A 22,359-nucleotide genomic window follows, 5' to 3' on the forward strand; every position below is an offset into this window, starting at 1 on the left:
TCTGCTTTTGTACCTTTTCTTTTTCTTTCTCAACCACGATACTAAATAGTAGATTTGGAAAGCGGTAAATAATAATCCAGCAAAGCTAAATAAGAGATTCATAAGTTAATTTCCCTCCTTTATTTTTTCATATCCTCTTTCGATTACCACCGGCTTCATAGTGTTTAAGTTTGTTCGTATTACATTTATACCGTTTGAAACTTCTTCCGACATGTTTGGGGTAGGTCCTGGAATTAATCTATCAACTGCATTATGGATAACCTCACCACCAATAATAAAACCTGCCTCTTCAGCGGCAGCGCCATAATCTGCTGTTATTAAATTAACTCCAAACTCTAAAAGAGAACCTGCCATACTAACTCCATTTCCTATACCGGCAATTGTGGCACCTGGTGCAGCTCCCACTCCTGCTACTGCAGATCCTACCACGGCAGCACCGTAACCTGTTACTGCAATACCGTCTCCGGCTGTTTGTAAGTCATCTGCAATAGATAGTAATTGGTCTTTATTATGATTAACATATGTTTGTGTCTCCTCTAGAAAGCTACCGTTGGATTCTATAGATACTCCTGTAGCACCAACAGCTAACTCATCTCCCTTTCCATAAGTTTTGCCTGTATTATTGTCGGTGAAAACGCCATTATCTTGTAAAGAATATCCTTTTCCTACTGCAACATCGGTAGCTTTACCCAGGTTCACATATCCTTCTTTTTCCGCAGAACCATCATGCCATTCAATATTTCCATTATCTAAATTTTGATACCAGTCTGTAGGAGCCATTCCATCAGGATCAATCCAGTATAAAGGATTATTGAAGGCATAATTATAAGGAGAGTGTCTTCTCATCTGTTCAGCCAATGGATCAATATTCATCCACCTACCCAGTGCAGGATCATAGTTTCTGGCAGAGACATCATACCAGTCTAAGGTATTCCCAGAGAAGGTTTCATCCTGTAGCTCTTTCCCTCCAAAACCATAACGTTTCGCGGCATCATTACCATAACTACTGCCTCCACCATTATACCCTTGGTGGGTGAGCCCAAATGGATAATAATTTTTCTCCTGGATAATTTCCGTAGCAGGATCTATCGAGCCGTTGTGATCACCATCAGTATAGCTTAAACGCACATTTCCGAGATGATCGACGTAATTGTAGACATAATTAAACTGCCCGTTGTCATAAGACACGTATCCCTCGGAAGTACTAAAGAATTGCAGTGTTCCGCCTTCGTAGATAAAGTTTCCGGCATAGTCCGTGGTCTTACCTGGGATTACTTTTCGAAGTTTTACCCCGGTAGCGTCATAGGCGTAATGAATTGTCTGGCTGGAAGAGCCGTTAAACTCCACATCTACCGGCAGGTTCAAATGATTATAAGTAATATTCGTTATCCCTTTATTGGCATCGGATGTTAAGTTGCCATTAGGATCATACATATAATCATCGCCAGTGTTTGTTCCATCTTCGAACCCATTTGTATTTCCAATATCGCTTACCCGGCGCAACCTATTGCTTACATCTGAATTATTATAATCATAGGTAAGGTTATCCATAGCCCCGGAACTCCCTCTCTTTAACTTTTGAATATTACCATTCTTATCATAAGTCACCCCACTCAGATTATATGCAGAATTATGAGCAGTCGCCGAAGTGATTCGGTTTAGATCGTCATAATAATACCTATAATACTTCAAGTTACTGTCTGTGTTATCCGTTCTCCAGTCGGCCCTACTAATATTCCCATTAAAGAGAGGCGTGCCTGAAGATGGATCATTATAAGATAATTGAAAGTTAAATAATTTATCAGTATTTCCAATATCATTAATAGATTTAAGCCAGCCTCTAACATTATAAGAATATTCTATATCCTGCAACCTGGTACTGTCTGAAGCAACATTTCCAACTCCTTTGTTCTCTAGTTGACCTAGTTCATCGTAATCGTTTTCTGTAATCATCTCAGGAGTGCTACCATTGATGGTCTGGGTATGTTTCTTAAGTCGCTTCATGTGATCATAATCATAGGTGTCGATAGTCACAATATCACTCTTACCGGTTTTTTGATGGGTCGTCTTAGTCTGTAATACAGTTCCTGTGAAATCAAGGTCATGTGCAACTATATCTGTAGTGCCAAGGAATGGATTATAGGTTTTGGTCCAGACAACCCTTCCTTTACTATCATATCCCATGGCCGTGGTGATCCACTGGCTGGTTCCAAGAACTCTTGTTTTGGTAACCGTAGCAAGCCCTTTGGTTCCCATTCCTTTTATAATTGTTTCTCCAAGAGAATTGGAATTAGGAATGGTGAAACCAATGTTCAGATTATCATAGGAATCGTAATAATTGATGGTATAAATCTCACTAATCGATGTTTGAGGTTTGGCGTTATTGGTGTAATAGACATTGGTTCCTCCTAGACTTCTTGAAGAGGTTTGTCTTTGTTCATAATTATAAGTAGCTCCGTCGAAAGTTCCCTGAAGATTGGATCGACCATTACTATTACTTATATAACCGGTATAAGCCACCCGTCCAAAAGCATCATATTTTGTAAATAACCATTGGTCAGTAGGCTCTCCAGAATTTACACCTCTCATATTTGCATCCTGAGTAAGTACAGGTTGATCCAGCTTGTTGTATACGATATACTCCCAACCTTTACCCGGAACCTTTTTCTCAGCCAGGCGGTTTCTACGATCGTATTTGTACTGGTAACACAATTCATTCTTTTCCGTAGTAGATATACTATCATGAATCACCTTAGGTGGTAATACATAGGTAAGGTTACCATAGTCATCGTAAACGTAGTATGTATCATGTTTAGCATTAGTCTCTCCTGAGTCTGTCGTATCCCCATCGCCATTGTTATCACTATCAGCATAGGTTCTTTTTAACACCACTCTACCTTGCTTATCCGTAAACTCTTCCGTAGTATGAGCCGTACCGGAGGTGTGGTTCTCATCTTTAGTAATGGTTTTATATAATTCTCCAGTGGCATAATAGCCTCCGGAGGACAAGGTAGGTTCATAGATCCCGTTAGTATACGTAAGGCTCACCTGGTAGTTACGTACTTCACTGGAAGTGTTCGTTTGATAATCCATCTCAACCTCATGTCCCCCGCCTAATCGCCAGTCATAACCGGGAGCTGCCTGTTTTTCAGGTCGACTAAGAGGGGAAGCTTCCAATTGACTTTCCGAGAATGGGTTGGCTGTGCTCACTCCATTGAAATCATCTGGGAAAGCAGCATCATAATAATTACGAGTGTTTTCATCTATATCCCCAGTTCTAAAAGAACCAGAACTTCCAGTTTCCACATAGGGAAGGTATTCCCGGGTCTGGCGACCATACTGGTCATAAGCCACATGGGTCACCAGGTCTTTACAAGCTTCATTACCATGGCCAATGCCAACCTGTTGTTTTGGTCTTCCAAGACCATCAAAATACGTGACCTGCTCAATGGCATCTGTTACATCTCCATTCTCATTTTGATAGGTTCGGGTAAATACATAATTCTCGGTATTACTCAGGGATAGTGCATCATTACAACCTGCACTGGTGGTAAATACAAAATTATCCAAAGCAATATCTCCTGTATAATTACTACCGGTAGTAGCTACAAAACGGAACATCTGTGATCCTGTTGTGTTAGAAAGGTTTACAGTATAAGATTGCCAGCTCGTTCCCTGGTTTCCTGATTTTGACCAAATAGTCCCCCAGCTACCACCACCATTGGAACTTATTTGCAACTGGATGGAACCAATCGTTGCTCCATACATATGGTAGTTAAAGGTAAAGGCACTTATAGAGCTTACATCATAGCTAGGAGAAGTAATAATTGCCGTTTTACTAGGAAAGTTAGGACTGGAGGATTCAGTATAAATGTAGTAAGAGCCATCATAAGCTCCGGAAGGACCGGTAGAACTTGAGGGCGTGCCCCCACTCCTCCTACTCCAATCCATATCATCAGACGAAGATTGTGTCCAACCGCCCAGACCGCTCTCGAAACTCTCATCAGAGGCCGCCAGTAACACAGGACTGACCACGCCATTAGAATTCGTTTTATTATTTAATGCAATACTATCGGTTAACCCTACAAAAATAAATAGGATCGTAAATATAAATGTACTTCTCATCATATTAATTTTTGTAGTTGTACTGGTTTTCCTGAACGAGGTTACCTAGTTGATCTTTGATGAATTCAAGACGATTGAAATTATCATAGTGATAGGTAGTTACCTGTGCCCTTGGATCGGTGATCTTAGTTACACCTACTAAGGGTTCATATTCGTAAGTGGTAACCATCGCGTTGGGAAGATTCATGCGAAGATTATTGATCTGCAACATATCAGATTCATCATAATATTCCAGACCACTATGTCCTGATAATTGGTTCATAACCTCAGTTGAAGTGGCATTCTCGATCTTGGCAATGGGGTGTTGATCATTATAACCCCACAAATAAACAATATGAGCACCGTCTTCTTTAGATACCTCTAAAGGATTACCAGAAGAATCGTAACTATGGTAGCGCACGCGGGGTTCTAGCGCATTTGGACCTTTCGCAACTGACACAAAGTCTAATTCCGCCTTCTTTAAACCTATGCTTTTATAGGTATTCTTTACATATGATAAAAGTTCACTGCTTTGAGCAATCTTATCTCCATTTAAATCCTTGTATTGCCGGATTTCAATAGGAACAACCCGGTTTTGAAAAAGTAGGTCCTCCTCAGCAGGTGTGGTATTGATTAAATCCTTGGTATAAACAAATTTCTGAATCAGCGGATCCAGATCACTGGCATCGGTCAATACAGAGGCTACCTGGTAATGATTTGAATAATTGAAATCATATTCGGTAGTTTTTACATGATTACTTGCCCCATCATAACTGGTTTCCGTAGTTGAAACTTTATCCACTGTTCCCCCAGTCATGAAAAATGCTTTATACATGATTCCGGTTCCGCTATCAGGCTCCCAATACTCCTCAGCGTTATAAAAAATAGCTAACGGGAATCTAAATCGAGATTCAAGAAATAATGAAGAAGGCCCAATTTCATCAGAATTATGAGGATGAATTTCTGGTGACTCATCACTTAACATTAAGCCTTCTCCACCTAATGATGATTGCGGAACAATCCCAGCATACAAGTAATTATTTACCACATCTTTTACCAAGGAATAAGATCCATTAGACTCTTTTCGGTATTGACGCACCTTAAGCGGTAAGCCCCTAAGCCATTCATTATCATTAGGGATATGATAGGGATACTTCATATAGCCCTGATTGTCCTTGGTCAAGCTAAATTCATATTCAGTTTTTCCAACATTGTTATTTTTATCCCCGAAATATTCTGTAACCATTCCATATCCAATAGAATTACCTTGAGCAGTACTCATAGGACTTCCTGGAACTGCACCATCAGGCATTAACACCACACTACCATCCGGACTCATTGTCTGATCAATAGAATAAAAACTCGGCATTCCCAATACAGCTCCCGAACAGTCTCCATTGGAGCGTTTATATTCATATTCTTTAAAAGAAACTAGACTTTGATCGGCATCATATGTATCGATTCTTTTAATTCGTTTTCCTGAGGTGTAAAGAATTTCTGATACACTTGCCTGAGATATTTCTGTCCAAGAAAGACTCGCCAAAAAAGCATCGTTCATATTATATGGATCATGGGTTCCCTGAGGAGTTACAACAAATGTGTAATCACCTGGTTGTAAGGTAAGCTGATCCTGACCCATAAATAGTTCAGCAACCGTTAATGATCCTTGTTTTATAAAAACTCTAAATTTGCAACCGTAACCATAGGTGGTGGAGCTACATCCTGAATTATCAGCGAAGGAAATATTAGATGAAACCGACCCATCGATATTGGAACTTACTGTAAATGGTTTCTGATAACTACCTAAATAATAAATTTTTCTATCAATATTATCCAATTGAGAGAGCCCTACATTTTTATTTTCTATAGTAGCTGGATTTGTATTACTAAAAAATAGATCCTCAATATTCCCTGTAGGTTTGGCTTTGTTATGTTCATAGGTGAATACGGTATAACCTCCAGTTGGATAAGTGATCTTTTCAAGCATCCCAGCCCTGGACGCTATAGTATCTACTGATCGATCTATGCCAGTAGTTCCATAATCAAAAAACGTCAAAAAACGACCATTGTTGGTATCGTTATAGTACCCCCAGTAATCCTGTGAATTGGAAAACCTGTTTGGCAATGGATTTGAATTATACTCAAAAAAATAGGAGGGCTTTATAGAACCATTAATCCCCTTCTCGGTTACCGAATTTAACATAAGACGTTTATCAGCCCTAGGCTCTACTGTCTTTAAGTAGGCTAACTGGTTATTGTCATCCTCACAATCGCTATAGGTATAATTAAGGTCAAAAGATTTGATAAGATTGGTGGTTCCCTGGTAAACTTCTACCGATGAAAGTGGAAAAGCATCATCCAAATCCAAACGCTCCGATCCTTTTATAAATTTAACTCGTGTATTTGAGGCGTCTATTTGATGCAACTGGTATTGTTTGCTCTCGACTCGGTTAAAATAACATATAGCCTGGTTTGTATCCATATTTAACTTATCATAACTACGACGATGAAAAATTGGATATTCTTCATTGTAAGAAAAAGATACGGATTCGCCATTAGGAGAAACTATATCCATAAGTTTCCAAGAATTATAAACTATGTATGAATCATCAGAATTTGTCGTAAGGGATCCACTTTGTGAAAATGAATACGAATGTGTTACATCATCGTAGTCAAAAGCCTCTCTCAATCCATTTTGGGATTTCCCAAAATAATAGATGTATCCATTTGAGTTTTTTATTATGAATTTGGCAATTTTGCCATTTTCTAAGGTGTAGTTTATATCTAGGTCATCATATGATTTTAATAACGGCTCTCCGGTCTGCTGGTTAAAAAAGAACGTAGCTGATAATCCCGGAGCCTGCACCTGGAATTTATCTGGGATCATGTCATATTCAGAATAATTTAACAAACCATTATATGCACTACTTCTAGAACTTCTACTCGTAAAAAAATTAGAATAAGTATTAAGGTTTAAATAACCATAGTAAGGTAGCTCATCAGAACTGCCACGTGTCTGACGGGTAACCGCTCCTCCTGCGTTTAACGTCCAACCTATCCCAACCCTGGAAGCAATCTCTTCAACCTTGATTCCGCGTGCGTGATAAGAAAGCCCAATGGGGATATTCATCCCATCTAGATCAATAGAATGAAACGGTACCGATATATTAGGAAGACCTGTATAATGTGACACTGGGGTTTCCGCAAACTTTGCAAATGCAGCAGCTTCAGGAGATGGAGGAATGATCTCAGGGAGAAGTTTTGGGTCCTGTCCATAAGCAAGAGTTGTAAAACCTAAAATTATGGTAATTAAAAATTTGTAGTTTTTCATCGTGAGTCACTTGAACTTTGATGAGCTAAACTACTAGGCGGCTAAACTACCTCAAATTAAAAACCCTTACTATTTTGAAGGATTATTATCATTAACATAAGAAATGTGATTCATTTAATTTTCTATTACTAAACTGTCCGAACATTCCCATTAATGATCATATCACCTTGAATATCATACAAATTTTCAAAACGGTTAATATGAGACTTAACATTAATACTAGTGAAAACATACTGGAAAGAGGCATAATAAAGTCATTGAGGTTAAAAACAATGTCTCATTGAAAAAAAACCATATTCCCACTTCATATTTTCTGGTAAAACTGAAAGTTTCGTATCGAGTTTTTCAAGTTTTTAATGGATTCCCCTGAGACTTTTTAAAGTTTAATTGACCTTAATGTTCTGATCACATTCATTAATCAATATATTTTGATCCAACTAATATTATCGCCATTTTCTTTTTCCGCTAGCAAAACTACAATTTCCAATACCGGAGACGGCATAAAGCCATTACGGCTATGCCTCCACTTTTTATACGTCTCTAACGGCAATGGAAATTGTATGGATGTTTAGCATCAAAAAAGATAACAGCGAAGGCTCTATAAGAAGTAAATCAAAAGAGAATCATTATGAAAAAATACCTGGAGACATATCACTCAAAAAAATCAAAAAAGATAAACGCTCCAGATATAAAAAGTAAATCAAATTTTATTAACCAGGTCTTCAAGGCCATAAAAGTAAATGTTATGAGTACTATCAGAAACAAAGTTCAATTAATCGGTAATGCGGGTAATAATCCCGAAGTGAAAAATCTTGAAAACGGCAAAAAAGTAGCCTCATTTTCAATGGCAACCAATGAATTTTATAAGAATTCAAACGGAGAAAAAGTTCAGAATACCCAATGGCATACCATCGTAGCTTGGGAGAAAACTGCTGAAATCATTGAAAAGTTTGTAACCACCGGTAAAGAAGTGGCAATCGAAGGTAAACTTAGCACCAGATCATATGAAACAAACCAAGGTGAAAAAAGATTCGTGACTGAAGTTATCGCTAACGAGATTCTTTTGCTAGGAACTACTAATTCCAGTGAATCAGATTCTTAAAAAAAGAAAGAGGGTGCTCTTCCTCAACTTGGCACCCTCTTCTATCCTAAACTATTAATTCAAATCTAGAATATGAAAACCAAAGTTAATGAAATATCACTCAAATACCGGGGAAATTTTAAAATGAAAGAAGCCCCGAAAATAACTTCAGCTGAAAAGGCTTCAGAAGTTATTTACCAAAGCTGGGATAAAGATCGAATCGGAATTCAGGAAAGTTTTAAAGTATTACTTCTCAATAATGCTAATAAAGTAAAAGGCATTTATGAAGTCTCAATTGGCGGTATAGCCGGTACCTTAGTAGATGTGCGGATACTTTTTGGAGTAATCCTAAAAAGCCTTACAACCTCAGTCATTTTAGTACATAATCATCCCTCCGGTAATTTAAAGCCCAGCCAGGCTGATAAAATGCTCACACAGAAAATTAAAACAGCCTGTAAATACTTCGATATAAACCTCCTGGATCACCTGATCTTAAATCCAGATGGAGAATACTATTCCTTCGCAGATGAAGGTATGCTATAACCTTTTTTGTTCCAATATTCAATAGGGTGGCTTTTTAGTCACCCTTTTTTAGTCTATACCGATAATTATTATCGATGAAAATAGACTTCTATTGAAATTTATCTAAATCTTCAATTTAAAAACTCTTAAAGTCTAATACTCATAGTGAAGAACATGCGTAACTAATCTAAATTAAAAAATACGGCAAAGCCGTATAAAAAGGAAAAGCAAGAGGGTAACACGCTGCGCGATGTTTCAGACATTCTTTCCTTTTAATCACTGTCAAATGAATGCATTTGATCCGTAATGCTATGTAAAGGGAAAAGACAAAAATTATTTTTCACGCAAAACCTCTGAAAAACCCCGTAAACAGGCAAATATTTCACGCAAAATGAGCCAAACTGAAAAAAAAGAACCCTTTAAGAATCTGAGTTTTAAAGCCTCTGTGGCTAAAAAATTCATCAAGTTTAGTAAAGCGATATCAAAATCCAGGTCCGCTACCCTACTGCTTATGCTTGAGTTTTTTGAATACAATAATATTTCACCCTCAGAATCCCTTGGACCGCGAATGCAAACTCTTGAATCTGCTATCACAAAGCGTATCAATGCACTGGTAGCCATCATTCGAGACATTGAAATCAACCAAACCCTACCAACCAAGGGAATGCTAGATGCCCTATTCGAAGGTATACCCAACCCTTCCACTAAAAAACTATCCATGTCTTTTGAAAAGGCATTTGAAAATTTGACTGTTCAAAGCCCACCTGAACAGAATCATCCCAATAATACTGATCACCACGATATCAGGAAAGTTCTTGATAGAATGAAACTGGTCAAACCGCCTTTTGGTAGGCCTTACTGGAAAGTTTCTCTAACCAATTCAGAGATAGCACACCTCAAAAAAAAATACCATGTATATAACAATTAGCCCTCAAAAATTAGGCGATCAATATGCAACGAGCGTAGCTGATTTCGTCGACTACCTGGAAAAAGAAAACACCGATCGTCTTCCAGAGCAACGGGAATTATTCTTTAACCAAACTAGTGATCATATCAGCTCGAAAGAAGTGATTAGAGAAATCGATTCGAACACTGCAAAACTTAAAACAACCGAACCACGTTATTATTCCCTTACAATTAATCCGTCACAGCGCGAACTCCACCATATTCAAAATGATCCGGACAAACTAAAATCTTATACAAGGGAAGTAATGAAGGATTACGCTGCAAGTTTTAACCGAAACTTTAACGGTAAACCCATCCAGGTATCCGACATTAAATACTATGCGAAAATTGAGTATACCCGCACTTTTAAGAATACCGATAAAGAGGTACGAGAAAATGCCATCTATTCGAACCGAATCGCAAAACTTGAAAATGACCTTCGCAAACTTTCCAGGGGCGAAATAAAAGGCTCTGACCTGGATATTCAAAAGGAAATTAACCGGCTACAAAAGGAGGCTCCCCATAAAGTTAACGGACAACTTATTGAAGCCGGCATCGGTAAACCTGGAGCCCAAACCCATATCCATTTAATCGTAAGCCGAAAAGATCAAACCAATTCCATAAGCCTTTCACCGGGTAGTAAATACCGTGCCTCTGAAGTTATATTCCAGGGTAAACATACCAAAAGAGGTTTTGACCGAGACTCCTTCTTCCAAAAGGCCGAAAGCCGATTTGATAAACAATTCCAGTTTCAACGTAATTATGTGGAAAAATATTCATCTCGTAAACTCCTGATCAACGCTCCCAAGCAGTACTATTCGGCAATCTTAAAATTACCTACCTCCGAACGTAAACTGGCGATGACTTTAATGAAATCAGCCCAATCCGTTATACCTGCCATTCCAAATACAAAATTGCGATTCGCTGTAAAACAGGTTCAGAAAGCTCTGGAACTAGGTATGCGATCAGGCTCAATTGGATATTAAAAACACGACAAAATGATTTTACCTCTTATTTTTTCCTATACACTCTCGGCAGCATTATTTTCTATACTACTGCGGTGGTCCAAATATGGCGTAATACAGGTTCTTCTTGTTTGCAGCCTGGTTTTCCTTCAACTCTTTTATCAAACCTATGAAAACTTATTACAGTCCATGATTATAACGCTACCACTGCTTTTAATTGCATTGATAACTTCAGTTCTAATAAAAAATAATTCTACTGTAGATATTCCGGGGAAATACAAAATCAAATTCTCCCTGGACTCAGGAAATTTGCAAATAAATAACCTAAGGAGAGGTGTATCCATTACCGGGGCCGCAGGTAGCGGAAAGACAGAAAGCGTGGTATATAACTTTATTCAACATTTTTTTAAACATGAATTCTGCGGAATCATTCACGACTATAAAAATTTTGAATTGACAGAACTCGCCTATCCCCTTTTTAAACATTCTAATCTGCCTTTTTACATTATTTCATTTGACCCTGTTTATCATCGCATTAATCCTATAGCGCCCGTTTGCCTACCCGACGAAGAAAGCGTTAACGAGGTTGCCAGGGTGCTGGTGGAAAACCTATTAGAACAAAAAGACCAGTATTCTTCGGGAAGTTCAAGATTTTTCAATGATGCCGTGGAAGGGATTCTTAGCGGAATGATCTGGAAACTCCGCACCTACCATCCAAAATATTGTACCCTTCCTCACCTAATAGCCCTTTACCAATTGATGACCGGCGATCAACTAATCAGTTTCCTTAGTTCTGACTTAACCTCGCGAGCTATGGCCGATGCTTTTATTTCAGGTGTTGATTCCGAGCGACAAACAGCAGCAGTAAAAGGAACCTTGGCCAATGCATTTAAGAAGATTTCAACGCGTAAAATTTTCTTTTGCCTTTCTGGAAATGATGTATCCCTGGATATTAATAATTCCGCTAATCCGTCTGTGGTATGTGTCGTAAATAATCCTAAACTTGAATCTGCCTACTCTCCTATTATTGCTACCATTATGCATTCTATCATCAAACAAATGAGTATCAGGAACAGGCAAAGCTCCTTTGTTTTGATGGAAGAGGCTCCTACGATTCGACTCCTGAATATGCATCGAATACCGGCCACCTTAAGATCATACGATATTACTACACTCTATATTATGCAGGATAAAATTCAAAACGATTTGCTCTATGGAGATAAAGCCAGTAAAGCTATTTTAAGTAACCTCTCCTACCAGTTCTTCGGAAAGGTTAACGATCCAACCACAGCCTCCTATTATGAACAATTCTTTGAACTGGTTAACAAAGATGTAATAAGTATTAGTAAAGGCCAGAATCTTAATTTTGATACGCGAATCACAAAAACTAAAAAGGAGGTTTCGAAACTAAGAGCAGACCTATTTTTTAGATTACAACCAGGAGAGTTCGTAGCATATGCAGATGGAAAAGAAAGACTCGTGAAATTTCGAAAGCAGATATTAGATAGAGGTCTACCAGACAAATTTGTAAGTCATAGTAAAGAAGATATCGAAAGAAATTTTATTACAATTTATGAAGAAGCAAAAAGAATTATTGATGAATTATAAAATTAGAGCCTAAAAAAACATGAAGTTATCAACACTAAAACGTTTTCGTTAAAAATATTCCTATTATATAAACTTTAATACCAACATATTTTTATAGTTTGAATACAACCCTAAATCATAAAATATGAACAATTTAAAATTATTACTATTATCATGTTCACTAACATTCCTGGTTAGTTCATGTGAAAAACCCGACGTGGCAAACCCTACAAGTTACTCCAAACAATCCATTGATTCCAAAGAAAACCTAGTTCACTCCAATAAAGCATCTATTGGAAGTGGGGTCATGATGCAGGCTTTTTATTGGGATGTTCCTGCCGGAGGAAATTGGTGGGAAACAGTAACCTCAAAGATTGCATCCTGGAATAATGTAGGAATTGATGCTATCTGGCTTCCTCCTGTCTCGAAAGCTCAGAACGGCCCCTTTTCCATGGGTTATGATCCATTTGATTATTATGACTTTGGAGAGTACGATCAAATGGGATCTACCGAAACTCGGTTTGGATCAAGAACGGAACTAGAATCTCTAATTTCAACAGCCCATAATAATAATATAAGTGTTATAGCGGATATTGTAATAAACCATAATAGTGGTGGAGATCTTGAAAGTAATCCATACAGTGGTACCGAAACCTATACAGATTACAACCCGGCTTCAGGCATGTTCTTTAGATCAGCAACTGATTTTCATCCAAATGACTACCACAGTAATGATTCAGGTGTTTTTGGAGGCTTTGCTGATTTATGTCATGACAAACAATATGTACAGGATTGGTTGTGGAACAAAACCAACTCCGTAGCTAAATATTATAAAAACACTATGGGGTTTGATGGCTGGAGATTTGATTATGTAAAAGGATTCTCACCAGGTGTAGTAAATGCTTGGACCAACGAAGTTGGTGGCTTTGCCGTCGGTGAATATTGGGACGGTAATGCAGCTACCTTAGAATGGTGGGTAGATCAATCCGGCGCCTCAGCATTTGACTTCGCTTGTTATTATAGAATGAGAGATGCCTTTGAAGGAAATGACCTATCAAAACTCCAAGACGATATGCTCTGGAAAAGAAGACCAATGAAGGCAGTTACATTCGTAGCAAATCATGATACAGACGAAATATATAATGGGAAAATGCTTGCCTATGCATATATTTTAACTCACGAGGGATACCCGACGATATTCTATCAGGACTATGAAGAATGGTTGGACAAAGATAAACTCAATAACCTAATCTGGATCCATAATAATAAAGCAGGAGGAAGCACCGATATTCAATTCGCTGATCAGGATGAATATATAGCTCGCAGGAATGGTGCACCAGGATTAGTTATTTATCTTAATAATAGTAACTCGAGAAAAGAACGCTGGGTATCTACCAATTGGAACTCCCAGAGAATTAAGGATTTTACTGGAAACTCCGGATGGGAGCCTGTCACCCAAAGTGACGGATGGGTAAAAATAGAGGTTCCTCCGAACAGCTATTCAATCTGGTCGCTGAAGTAAATATTACAAGTGTACTCTTTCTAGAGTACACTTGTATTTTGATCTGTACGCGGTTAACAATTAGATCCTATATTTTCTTTATTAATAAATCTATATGGCGTCCACCATTCTTCTCGTTGAGAAATAATTTAAGCGTTTCATGATCGCCTAAGGTGACCTTCGGATATACCATCACAAAACGAGCATTTTTACCACTTCGGACCACTACAGGAAAACCCTTTCGATGCAGGTTTTGAATTTCCAACTCCTGGTATGAACTCTTACGGCGGTTTAATCCATGAATCTTAGTCAAATTCAAAGTATTAATTCTAAAATCAATATTGGATCGATTCTGAATATTCAATACCATATAGACTTTTTCTTGGAAATAATATAAACCCTGAACTTCCAACTTAATCTTATCCTTGCTCTTTAAAGCTATCCTATGTGGATTCCGATTAAGATAATAGGTGGAGAGTTTCTCCATAAAAGTAGAATTGGAGATCCCTTTTGAAAAGATTTTCACTTTGTTTTCCTCGTCACCGTTTTTGATCGTCTGAATTGAGTTAATCCTGAATACAGGATCAATGAAATGAACAAATTGAGTTAGAGTATCCTTATATTTTAGAATATAATGATAGAGTCCCCCATCGGTGGTTCTAACCAATAAATTACTATCTTTTCCCGGCCTCCCCTGCAGCAGTCCCAAACTATCTTCCGCAGTTTGATTATAACTAAAAACAAAATCTTCAGACCCTGTTACCGCCTGGGCGATAGGAGTATCCATTACAATAGCTACATTTTGAAAATCATTGCAATAAATTACATCAGGCGATTTTTGAGCTATAACAACATTAGCTATTATTCCTAAAACAAAACTGGTAATTGATTTCATAATACTGGTTTTAATAAAAGTTGATACTGATGCAGGACCTTAACCTTAGTACTGCGATTATTCCTTTGAAAAATGCCTTTTAACCCACTTACCTGCGGTAAGCCCGAAATATTTATATCCTGGATAACATCATCAATTAACTCCGTAGCAGCCTGGCTTCGGAAACTATTCTCGATATAAATCCCCTCCTGACCATCTGAAATATCAAATGCTTTCATCGAAATAGCTTTATTACCAACCTGGCGAACATTTAATAACAACCGATTTGGCTGAAAACTGCAGAAGGCATAAAAAACCGAGTTTTCCCTCAAGGTATCACCCTCAATAACAAATGGTTCAACTAGCCTTAATTTTAAGCGATGATCCTTTGAAACTACCTGGTCACCAATCACTTCTGCTTTAATTGGTTTGCCCATTTGAAAACCTTTTGATTCTTCCTTTTGGGGCTGGAGAAAGAATATTCCATGACCCTGACCAATCGGTTTTAGCGACTTAGGCTGGTCGAGTTCGATTACAGGATTAGAAAGCAATGACCGATCCCTTGACTCCTCCTGCTCATACTTGTAATCTTCTATATCAGGTCCGGATTTCAGAATACTATCCATTAAAGCGATCTTCTGTTTTTCTCGTAAATAAGGATCGTACTCCCCCGATTTGTTTATAAGGTCTTCGTCATACAAACCCGGGGTAGTTACCGGCCTTTTTCCCGATAACTTATCGACCGCCTCTAAACGGGTATCATATTGCTTTTTTTCATCACTTAATTCAGGAACCTCTGGCTCCTTTATTTCTGGAACTTCTGCGTCCTCTTGCCTGATCATGAACCCGTAAATGATAATAAAAGCAATAATAACCGCAAGCATTGCAATAACTAGTAGTTTTCGTTTATCTGGTTTCATCTGCCAATTTTTTTAAACTGTTTTCGAAATAATTAGTAATAAGAAGACCGTGAGGGTTCCTAGGGAATTGCCTATCGACCTTTAGTAGATTTCCGGAAGTCGTAAGCCGGTAAGTATCAATCGTACTTCCCCGATTTACCTGGAAGTCGATTACCGAAGTAAAGGAATAGGGTGCATTAGAAAGATCTAATTCCGTTTCAATACTTTGGATTTGCTGAACCAGGGAATACTGTAAAAGCCGGTTGTAGACCCCATCCGATTTCTTTTGACGATAAATGTCATCCACGCTTTGATTTCCGAGCCAAAGTGCTTTCTCCAGGTTTGATTTATAATTACTGGTGTTTAGGTCATAAAAGTACCGGTAGAATTGTGCAAGGTGAGCCTTAGCTTCAACTTCTAGATTCTCATTTTCTTCAACTAGTTCCAATGGGATTACCATTCCCTCTTGGCTTACCACAAAGGCCTTACCCAGTAGATCCTCTTGAATTTTCCTTACCTGGAATAAAGAAACTAAACTACTGCCGAAGGCAATGATGATCACAGTGACCACAATAAATCGGTTCAACCGAAGCACTTTATAAATATGTAAATAGGGGCTTTTCATAGGCGTATAGTTTTATTAAGTAGTGAAGATTCGAAATGTGAATGCGATGGCTTGTTTATATAGCTTAAATTTTAATAGAACCATAAATCCAATGGAGCCCAGTTGGATAACCGGGGCTAAAACACTACCATCTATAGAATTACCAACCAGGTTCGGCCAGAAATCGGTGTTGATTGCATTATATAATTGATTGATAAAGATATTGACCAGGAAAAAAGCTGGAACAATCATATAAACTGCTGCATATAACTTGAAGAATCTATAGGCCAGCTCCCGAAATTTCTCAAATACGGAAAGACTAATAACCAGCGGAAATAGTAATTGCATTAAACCGAGAAGAAAGAAGCGCTCTGCAAGAAATAAAGGGTAAATAAATAGATCCATGATCCATAAAAAAATACCCAGGATGAATGCTATGACCTTCATCGGGTAAAAAGGAGTGACCAGGTATTCATATAGCATAGCCAGTGCTTTACTACCTGCTTCTACCAATCCCATATCACGTTCAATTTCTACATCCTGTAATTGCAAGGGCACTAGAGCTGGAGCCGTATCACGAAATCTTGATTCTACCCCAACTAGTATTCCATCAAAAACGCTTAGAATCTCTGAAGAAAAAATAACCAACAGGACAATTACCAGGTTTCTGATAAGATCAGCCGGGTTTAATCCCCAGGTATAACCATCACTGGCCACAGCACCTTCATGGTACTTCTTGATGATATTGATTAGAAATAATAATACTGCCAGCGCTTTTATGCCTGTAATGGTATACTGGGACAGATCAGTTTGTTTGATCGTAGTAAACACGGCATCGATATATACCAGGCCTAGATCCATAACCTAGTAATTAGATACCCGGTTATTAATACTTTCCTTGATTTCCCTAAACTCTATGATTGCTCGATACCGACGCTTTTTTAGTTCTATCTCATGAATCATTTCACGTGAACGTAATCGCTGCGCTTCTAAAATGGCTAATCGTTCCGCATCAGTCATGTTCAGGAAATTACTGGTAAGCAAATCCCTCGAAAATTCAAGGTCTAATAAGGCATTACCAATTAAACTATTGAATGACTCGCTAATTTGGTCTACCTCATCTGCCCTGATATACGGTGAATTCAGAATTTCTCGTAAGTCCTGTTGAACGGTCTCATATAAGCGCTGGTTATTATCAATTATCTCCCGTACAACCTGCAATTGTTTTACAATGTTACTCACCTGTTCAATTCTCTCTTTTTGCTCTTTGAGGAATTTTACAGTCTTAAAAAGTTCGGAAGTCTGCTTGGTCGATTCAATTAACGACTGGGCAAGGGCTAGAAAATTCGTGTTATCATAAACCGGCATGCCCTGGGCACTGGACTTACCTGAATAGATCGTAAGTAGAATGAATAATAAGATAATTTTTTTCATGGCTTAGTTTTTAAATAATTGGTTACAAAATCCTGAATGGCACCTTCCATGGAACCATGTTTTTTATATAATTCGAGTAGAATTTCACTTTCCTTTCCATCGGTTAGATAAGCAGCATATACTTCCGGTGGAACTTCTAACCTAAAGATGTTACTCTCCTGGCCGATCTTTATAAATATTTCAGTGTATTTCCGGTTTCCCTTCAGGTTATTTCGAATGGAATTCAGTTGATTCAGATCGTGCGTAGATAAATTCAACCTCCTATACAAAGCATCGTAACCCTTTTCATTACGAAGACTATAAATAACCTGCGTGTTCTCCAGTATACTGGCTGAAGTGCTATTCTCGGGTAACTGGTTGATCGATTGTAAGATTATACCAATAGCCCCGTTCTGTTTCCTAATAGCCTGGTAATAGAATTCTACGCTTTCAAGGACATTTTCAAATTTTAATTGCTTGGCAAACTCATCAAATAGGATGATCCCTCGCTCCGACCTATTTTTCCAAATGGTGCGCTGAATTGCTGACTTTATAAGTTTTAACATCACCGATAAAATCTCCCTGTTATCCTTGACTTCATCCAGTTCGAATATGATCATTCGCTTATCTTCCAGTTTGTAGGATTGGTCCTTGTTGGTCTCGAAAAGAAAACTATAGATCCCATCCCCAACATACTCTGATAGAATGTGTAGAAAATGTTCCGTATCGAAATACTTATCGGATCTGGCTCGGTTACTACTTTTAGGTCGATCACCTAAATAATCGTAAAAACTTTCCAGAGAGTGATCATCGCTGGTGCTTTGGTAATAATCCAGTAATAATTTCTTTAGGGCTACCTCTCGCTCCTTGGCGACCTTATGACCCGAAGCTGAAAGCTCTAGCAAAAAAGCTGTTAGATCTTCTATTCGCTCCGGGCCCAGGTCATCTGGATTCTCTATATAAAATGGATTGATTCCTAGACTTTTACCCTGCTCGTAACGGAGAATGATATGATCCTTAGGGTAAAGTTTGGCAAACTTGGAATACGAGCCTCCCAGGTCAATTATTACCAGCCGAGTACCCACCTCGTAAAATTGGCGGAGTATATTATTGGCTAAAAAAGATTTGCCTTCTCCTGTTGGAGCAAAAATGGCAAAATTACGAGCTTTAATACGTCGCTTGTCTTCATCCCATACATCTTTGATTACTGGAATATTAAAGAGCCTATCGTTAAACATGATCCCCTTGGAATCATCCCGGTAATTCGTATTATTTAACCATAAACATAATCCATGTCTTAAATCCGATACGTAGTAATCTTCGCTGGAAAAGCCCTGGATAAACCCAAAATAACTGTTCAGAAAATACCGGTGTAAAGCAGAGCCCTTTGGCTGGTATGCTTTAATATCGAGTTCCTTTAAGGACGCCTGGATGTAAGATCTGATTCCAGCTAATTCTGTATTTTCCTTGGCCCAAAACGTAATATTGAAATGCCCCCTGACAAGCCTTGCCTGGTCATCTGAATTTATCTCGGATAGTATTGTTTCAATACGCTCCAGGGTGATCTTATTCTGAGTTCCAAACTGAATGCTCTTTAAAAGCTCCTCGCGCTTCTTATTTAATATACCAATCCAATGGGAACGGTCATCTAATACCAGAACCTGGTTGACAATATGGTTTTGGTTTAAACTAAGACCTAAATCATCAATAAAGCCCTGGTGAAAACTTATCTCGTCCGATGTAAATCTTGAATTGGGTTTGCTGGTGCTAACCGTTTCCGCAATACTCTTTTCGTTATTAATTGCCAGAATATCATATAATTGGTCTCCAATACTTAAATCTTTGCCTAAAAGCATATCGGTGGAAACCGCATTATTAAATCCATTGAAATAATCGGTGGTAAGATTCCATACCTCCTCTTCCCTGAGCCTAGTAAAAGACAGTGTTTTTGAGTTATCCAAAAAGTTTATGGCTTCCCGGACCGATTGTACAAAAGCCCGTAACTTTTGATCTTCACCTTTTGGTAATCGGCTTACCTTCTTTATAAATGGATTGGCAGAAAACCCTTTAGTAATATTCTTTGTACCTGGCCAGGTAAAAAACAAGTAAGAATGATGATCTATATAGTCTCGAAGGTTAAAGTAATTACTGGTAGCATGTGCTAAAAAGGTATTCCCGTGAATTTTCATACCGTCATAAGCCGTTTTTAAATAAATGTCTTGTTTATGTACAATGGTTCCAGATGGAAGTCCCTTTAAAGCCCGGGCCCAATTACTATGTAAGTCTTCAAAATCCTTTTCGGAGAGGGAATAAATTTCAGGTAGCGAAATTTTAAATCCCATCGCGATACTACCGCTGGCCAGGTAGATCAAATCTTTATCCTGGTAAATAACCGGGGGGTATTTTTGCAGGTTAATTTTCATAAGAACTAAAGCCTATTTCTTTATTGGAAATCATTTCTAACTTACCAGTAGATGCTAATTCCGGGATTTTTTTAAAGCGTAACAGGAAAAGATATAAGCCTATATTAGCACTTAACACTAAAAAAATAAGGAACAGGCTGAAGGAAAATATGATCATAAGCAGGCCACCGATTACCGCTATCATCTGTACGGCGAAACCATTTACAGATAATCCGAAGATCACAGCCTGTTCCCTAATACTTCTATAGATCTTAAACCTTTTCATTAGACAACTATTCCAATCAAATAAGTAAAAATGCCAACCACGGCACCCGCTATTAGAACGAACACCAGGACCCTGGTAATCCCCTTCTTTAAATCCGCATTCTCACCAAAGAAATGCCCGGCATTGAATAAGAAACCCACCAGGAAGATTACTCCAAGAATGATTGGAAAGATTGACCGTATCGTATTAGAAATATCGTTAACGGAATTTTCAATCCCGCCGATTTGAGCCATCAGCGGGAGAAAGCTTAGGGACAAAAAAAGTGTGTGTACATATTTATTTTTCATCGTGAATCGGTTAATTTTTTGATATAATCAAATCTAAAACCGACTCTTAATTAACCCCTTAAGATCTTTATAGCTTAACAGGTTTATACGGTGATATTTATGAAGAAATCATCAATAGGCCTTATATTTTAAAAAACTTGTATGAGTGAGCTGCATTTTCATTTTATTAGATCCTATTTGTGGATTGATGATTGGTTTAAGAAGGATCAAAGAAATATTTAGCAGACATCTCTAAATAGACAAAGGGAACAATAATGATGACATTCATTGTTCCCCTTGATTCGCCATAGATCGAAAACTGGCATTATCCAATTCCTCTACGGGTATATTCTCAGACTGTATAGTCACCCCGTTATGACTATAGTAAGATAAGAAATGATCAGCAGCAATTCAAAAGTTTACCGATTAAATCCGTTTCACTTATATGCATTATTCATTGAAAGGTCAACCCAGAGAACAGGATAGTCGCTAGCTTGATTCCAGGGACTTTGTAGATTTCGAAATGTCCTCCATTGCTGCTCCATTCCGGCCCATATACCTTTCCGATTAATTCCAACCCTGGTTACTAATTGGTATAACTCAGGGGATACTATAAAATAACTTTTTTGCCGCATGTTAATTCCTTTGGCATATCCTCCGAGGCGATGGTAATCAGTATTGATGCTATCCCTTTCTTCAATGAAATTGGGATGCCGACAAACATCCTTAAGATCGGTCGATTGAAATAAGGGCGATATAGAATGACAATAAGAATATGCCATTAAACTACCCAAAAGCACAATATTACTGGTACCTCGAGATCGCAGTTCCTGGTAAATTTCGATTATACGGTGAACCTGTTGAATGCGAATGGCATCCGTAACTTCTTTCGGATCTTCAACCGGAACAAATTGAGCCGAAATTACAGTTATAGCTATATTTACCGGGCTGATAATTTCTATGATTCCACAACCATCCTGGAATAAATAATCTCCATTGTCCAATTTTTCTTCTGAAAACAATTCTACTTTGGTAATATGCCACCCCGTCTTCAATAATAATCCATGATGAAGGCCGTGAACACCTGGTGAAGGTAGTAATGCCAGGTTAGCGTAATTGGAACCCGGGTATTCAGGTAAAAAAGTCCGATTTAAATTCGATAAGCTTTCCCGGTCTTCGATCTCATGTAGCATTAGTATATCCGCTTGGGTCTCGGCAATCAATCGTACTTTATTCGAAATGCTAGTAGGATCAATAGGATGATTTATAATCGGAACCCAGCCATTCCAACGATTATTCCAACTGGCTTTTTCCATCGTAGGGTAGTCCATCCCCTTAAGGTATAATTGACCTCCCCTACGGTTCATAATCGCGTACCTTGTTTTATCAAACTTGTCAAACTTGAGTAAAAAAGATAATTCCTGAATTCTTGTTAGATCACTGGAGCTTTTGGTAACCTTCGCGATAAGTTGGTCCATTTCTTCGATCCAGTTAAGAACGCAGCGATTGTTGTTTTTAGGCAACAAATCCTGGTGCCTGAAAAACAAGTTCTGAATGTTATAAAAGGCTATTCTCATAA

Annotated in this window: 17 protein-coding genes; 6 read left to right on the top strand and 11 right to left on the bottom strand. The window is 38.2% G+C overall.

The annotated features are described in order from the left end of the window. Positions 1–105 precede the first annotated feature (105 nt). Both MKO06_RS15420 and MKO06_RS15425 read right to left on the bottom strand, forming a co-directional pair. On the bottom strand, positions 106–4,128 hold the full coding sequence (locus tag MKO06_RS15420; RefSeq protein WP_241552158.1) for a DUF6443 domain-containing protein: 4,023 nt from the start codon (positions 4,126–4,128) through the stop codon (positions 106–108). 1 nt (position 4,129) lies between these two features. After that, positions 4,130–7,435, bottom strand: coding sequence for a hypothetical protein (locus MKO06_RS15425; RefSeq protein WP_241552159.1), 3,306 nt, complete (start codon positions 7,433–7,435; stop codon positions 4,130–4,132). Positions 7,436–8,180: 745 nt separating this feature from the next. On the opposite strand from MKO06_RS15425, the gene MKO06_RS15430 reads away from it, so the two are divergent. From MKO06_RS15430 to MKO06_RS15455, 6 genes are all read left to right on the top strand, one after another. Beyond that, positions 8,181–8,537 (top strand): single-stranded DNA-binding protein, encoded by a 357-nt coding sequence (locus MKO06_RS15430; protein WP_241552863.1) that lies wholly within the window; start codon positions 8,181–8,183, stop codon positions 8,535–8,537. Between the two features lie 72 nt (positions 8,538–8,609). Further along, on the top strand, positions 8,610–9,059 hold the full coding sequence (locus tag MKO06_RS15435) for a JAB domain-containing protein (protein ID WP_241552160.1): 450 nt from the start codon (positions 8,610–8,612) through the stop codon (positions 9,057–9,059). A 370-nt stretch (positions 9,060–9,429) separates the two neighbouring features. Continuing rightward, positions 9,430–9,966, top strand: coding sequence for a BfmA/BtgA family mobilization protein (locus MKO06_RS15440; RefSeq protein ID WP_241552161.1), 537 nt, complete (start codon positions 9,430–9,432; stop codon positions 9,964–9,966). Beyond that, positions 9,950–10,969, top strand: a complete 1,020-nt coding sequence (mobB, locus tag MKO06_RS15445; RefSeq protein WP_241552162.1) for a MobB family relaxase — start codon at positions 9,950–9,952, stop codon at positions 10,967–10,969. The genes MKO06_RS15440 and mobB overlap by 17 nt, the downstream gene beginning before the upstream one ends. A 168-nt stretch (positions 10,970–11,137) precedes the next feature. Continuing rightward, entirely contained in the window at positions 11,138–12,556 is a 1,419-nt protein-coding gene (locus MKO06_RS15450) for a type IV secretory system conjugative DNA transfer family protein (protein ID WP_241552163.1), read from the top strand. A gap of 124 nt (positions 12,557–12,680) precedes the next feature. After that, on the top strand, positions 12,681–14,057 hold the full coding sequence (locus tag MKO06_RS15455) for an alpha-amylase (protein ID WP_241552164.1): 1,377 nt from the start codon (positions 12,681–12,683) through the stop codon (positions 14,055–14,057). Between the two features lie 67 nt (positions 14,058–14,124). Here MKO06_RS15455 and MKO06_RS15460 read toward each other — a convergent pair whose 3' ends face one another. The 9 genes from MKO06_RS15460 to MKO06_RS15500 all read right to left on the bottom strand — a co-directional run bounded on the left by MKO06_RS15460 (position 14,125) and on the right by MKO06_RS15500 (position 22,357). Then, on the bottom strand, positions 14,125–14,931 hold the full coding sequence (locus MKO06_RS15460; protein ID WP_241552165.1) for a DUF4138 domain-containing protein: 807 nt from the start codon (positions 14,929–14,931) through the stop codon (positions 14,125–14,127). Beyond that, positions 14,928–15,830, bottom strand: coding sequence for a conjugative transposon protein TraM (gene traM / locus MKO06_RS15465; protein WP_241552166.1), 903 nt, complete (start codon positions 15,828–15,830; stop codon positions 14,928–14,930). The genes MKO06_RS15460 and traM overlap by 4 nt, the downstream gene beginning before the upstream one ends. Next, positions 15,817–16,434, bottom strand: coding sequence for a conjugal transfer protein TraK (locus MKO06_RS15470; protein ID WP_241552167.1), 618 nt, complete (start codon positions 16,432–16,434; stop codon positions 15,817–15,819). The genes traM and MKO06_RS15470 overlap by 14 nt, the downstream gene beginning before the upstream one ends. A 15-nt stretch (positions 16,435–16,449) precedes the next feature. Continuing rightward, complete coding sequence (locus MKO06_RS15475) at positions 16,450–17,274, bottom strand: hypothetical protein (RefSeq protein ID WP_241552168.1); 825 nt, start codon at positions 17,272–17,274, stop codon at positions 16,450–16,452. 3 nt (positions 17,275–17,277) lie between these two features. Next, a complete protein-coding gene (locus tag MKO06_RS15480; RefSeq protein WP_241552169.1) occupies positions 17,278–17,847 on the bottom strand; it encodes a conjugal transfer protein in 570 nt (189 codons plus the stop codon). Beyond that, positions 17,844–20,249: a TraG family conjugative transposon ATPase gene (locus tag MKO06_RS15485; RefSeq protein WP_241552170.1), complete on the bottom strand. Its 2,406-nt coding sequence runs from the start codon at positions 20,247–20,249 to the stop codon at positions 17,844–17,846. Before MKO06_RS15485 ends, MKO06_RS15480 begins: the two co-directional genes overlap by 4 nt. Beyond that, complete coding sequence (locus MKO06_RS15490; RefSeq protein ID WP_241552171.1) at positions 20,239–20,514, bottom strand: hypothetical protein; 276 nt, start codon at positions 20,512–20,514, stop codon at positions 20,239–20,241. The genes MKO06_RS15485 and MKO06_RS15490 overlap by 11 nt, the downstream gene beginning before the upstream one ends. After that, a complete protein-coding gene (locus tag MKO06_RS15495; RefSeq protein WP_241552172.1) occupies positions 20,514–20,747 on the bottom strand; it encodes a hypothetical protein in 234 nt (77 codons plus the stop codon). The genes MKO06_RS15490 and MKO06_RS15495 overlap by 1 nt, the downstream gene beginning before the upstream one ends. A 470-nt stretch (positions 20,748–21,217) precedes the next feature. Beyond that, complete coding sequence (locus MKO06_RS15500; RefSeq protein WP_241552173.1) at positions 21,218–22,357, bottom strand: hypothetical protein; 1,140 nt, start codon at positions 22,355–22,357, stop codon at positions 21,218–21,220. Positions 22,358–22,359: the final 2 nt, after the last annotated feature.

The sequence above is a fragment of the Christiangramia oceanisediminis genome, assembly GCF_022570735.2.
GTDB lineage: Bacteria > Bacteroidota > Bacteroidia > Flavobacteriales > Flavobacteriaceae > Christiangramia > Christiangramia oceanisediminis.

Coding starts and splice junctions, on each gene's coding strand:
- MKO06_RS15480 (WP_241552169.1), bottom strand. CDS start 17,847: ATGAAAAAAATTATCTTATTATTCATTCTACTTACGATCTATTCAGGT.
- MKO06_RS15430 (WP_241552863.1), top strand. CDS start 8,181: ATGAGTACTATCAGAAACAAAGTTCAATTAATCGGTAATGCGGGTAAT.
- MKO06_RS15425 (WP_241552159.1), bottom strand. CDS start 7,435: ATGAAAAACTACAAATTTTTAATTACCATAATTTTAGGTTTTACAACT.
- MKO06_RS15500 (WP_241552173.1), bottom strand. CDS start 22,357: ATGAGAATAGCCTTTTATAACATTCAGAACTTGTTTTTCAGGCACCAG.
- MKO06_RS15440 (WP_241552161.1), top strand. CDS start 9,430: ATGAGCCAAACTGAAAAAAAAGAACCCTTTAAGAATCTGAGTTTTAAA.
- MKO06_RS15460 (WP_241552165.1), bottom strand. CDS start 14,931: ATGAAATCAATTACCAGTTTTGTTTTAGGAATAATAGCTAATGTTGTT.
- MKO06_RS15475 (WP_241552168.1), bottom strand. CDS start 17,274: ATGGATCTAGGCCTGGTATATATCGATGCCGTGTTTACTACGATCAAA.
- MKO06_RS15485 (WP_241552170.1), bottom strand. CDS start 20,249: ATGAAAATTAACCTGCAAAAATACCCCCCGGTTATTTACCAGGATAAA.
- mobB (WP_241552162.1), top strand. CDS start 9,950: ATGTATATAACAATTAGCCCTCAAAAATTAGGCGATCAATATGCAACG.
- MKO06_RS15470 (WP_241552167.1), bottom strand. CDS start 16,434: ATGAAAAGCCCCTATTTACATATTTATAAAGTGCTTCGGTTGAACCGA.
- MKO06_RS15455 (WP_241552164.1), top strand. CDS start 12,681: ATGAACAATTTAAAATTATTACTATTATCATGTTCACTAACATTCCTG.
- MKO06_RS15435 (WP_241552160.1), top strand. CDS start 8,610: ATGAAAACCAAAGTTAATGAAATATCACTCAAATACCGGGGAAATTTT.
- MKO06_RS15490 (WP_241552171.1), bottom strand. CDS start 20,514: ATGAAAAGGTTTAAGATCTATAGAAGTATTAGGGAACAGGCTGTGATC.
- MKO06_RS15495 (WP_241552172.1), bottom strand. CDS start 20,747: ATGGCTCAAATCGGCGGGATTGAAAATTCCGTTAACGATATTTCTAAT.
- MKO06_RS15420 (WP_241552158.1), bottom strand. CDS start 4,128: ATGATGAGAAGTACATTTATATTTACGATCCTATTTATTTTTGTAGGG.
- MKO06_RS15450 (WP_241552163.1), top strand. CDS start 11,138: ATGATTATAACGCTACCACTGCTTTTAATTGCATTGATAACTTCAGTT.
- traM (WP_241552166.1), bottom strand. CDS start 15,830: ATGAAACCAGATAAACGAAAACTACTAGTTATTGCAATGCTTGCGGTT.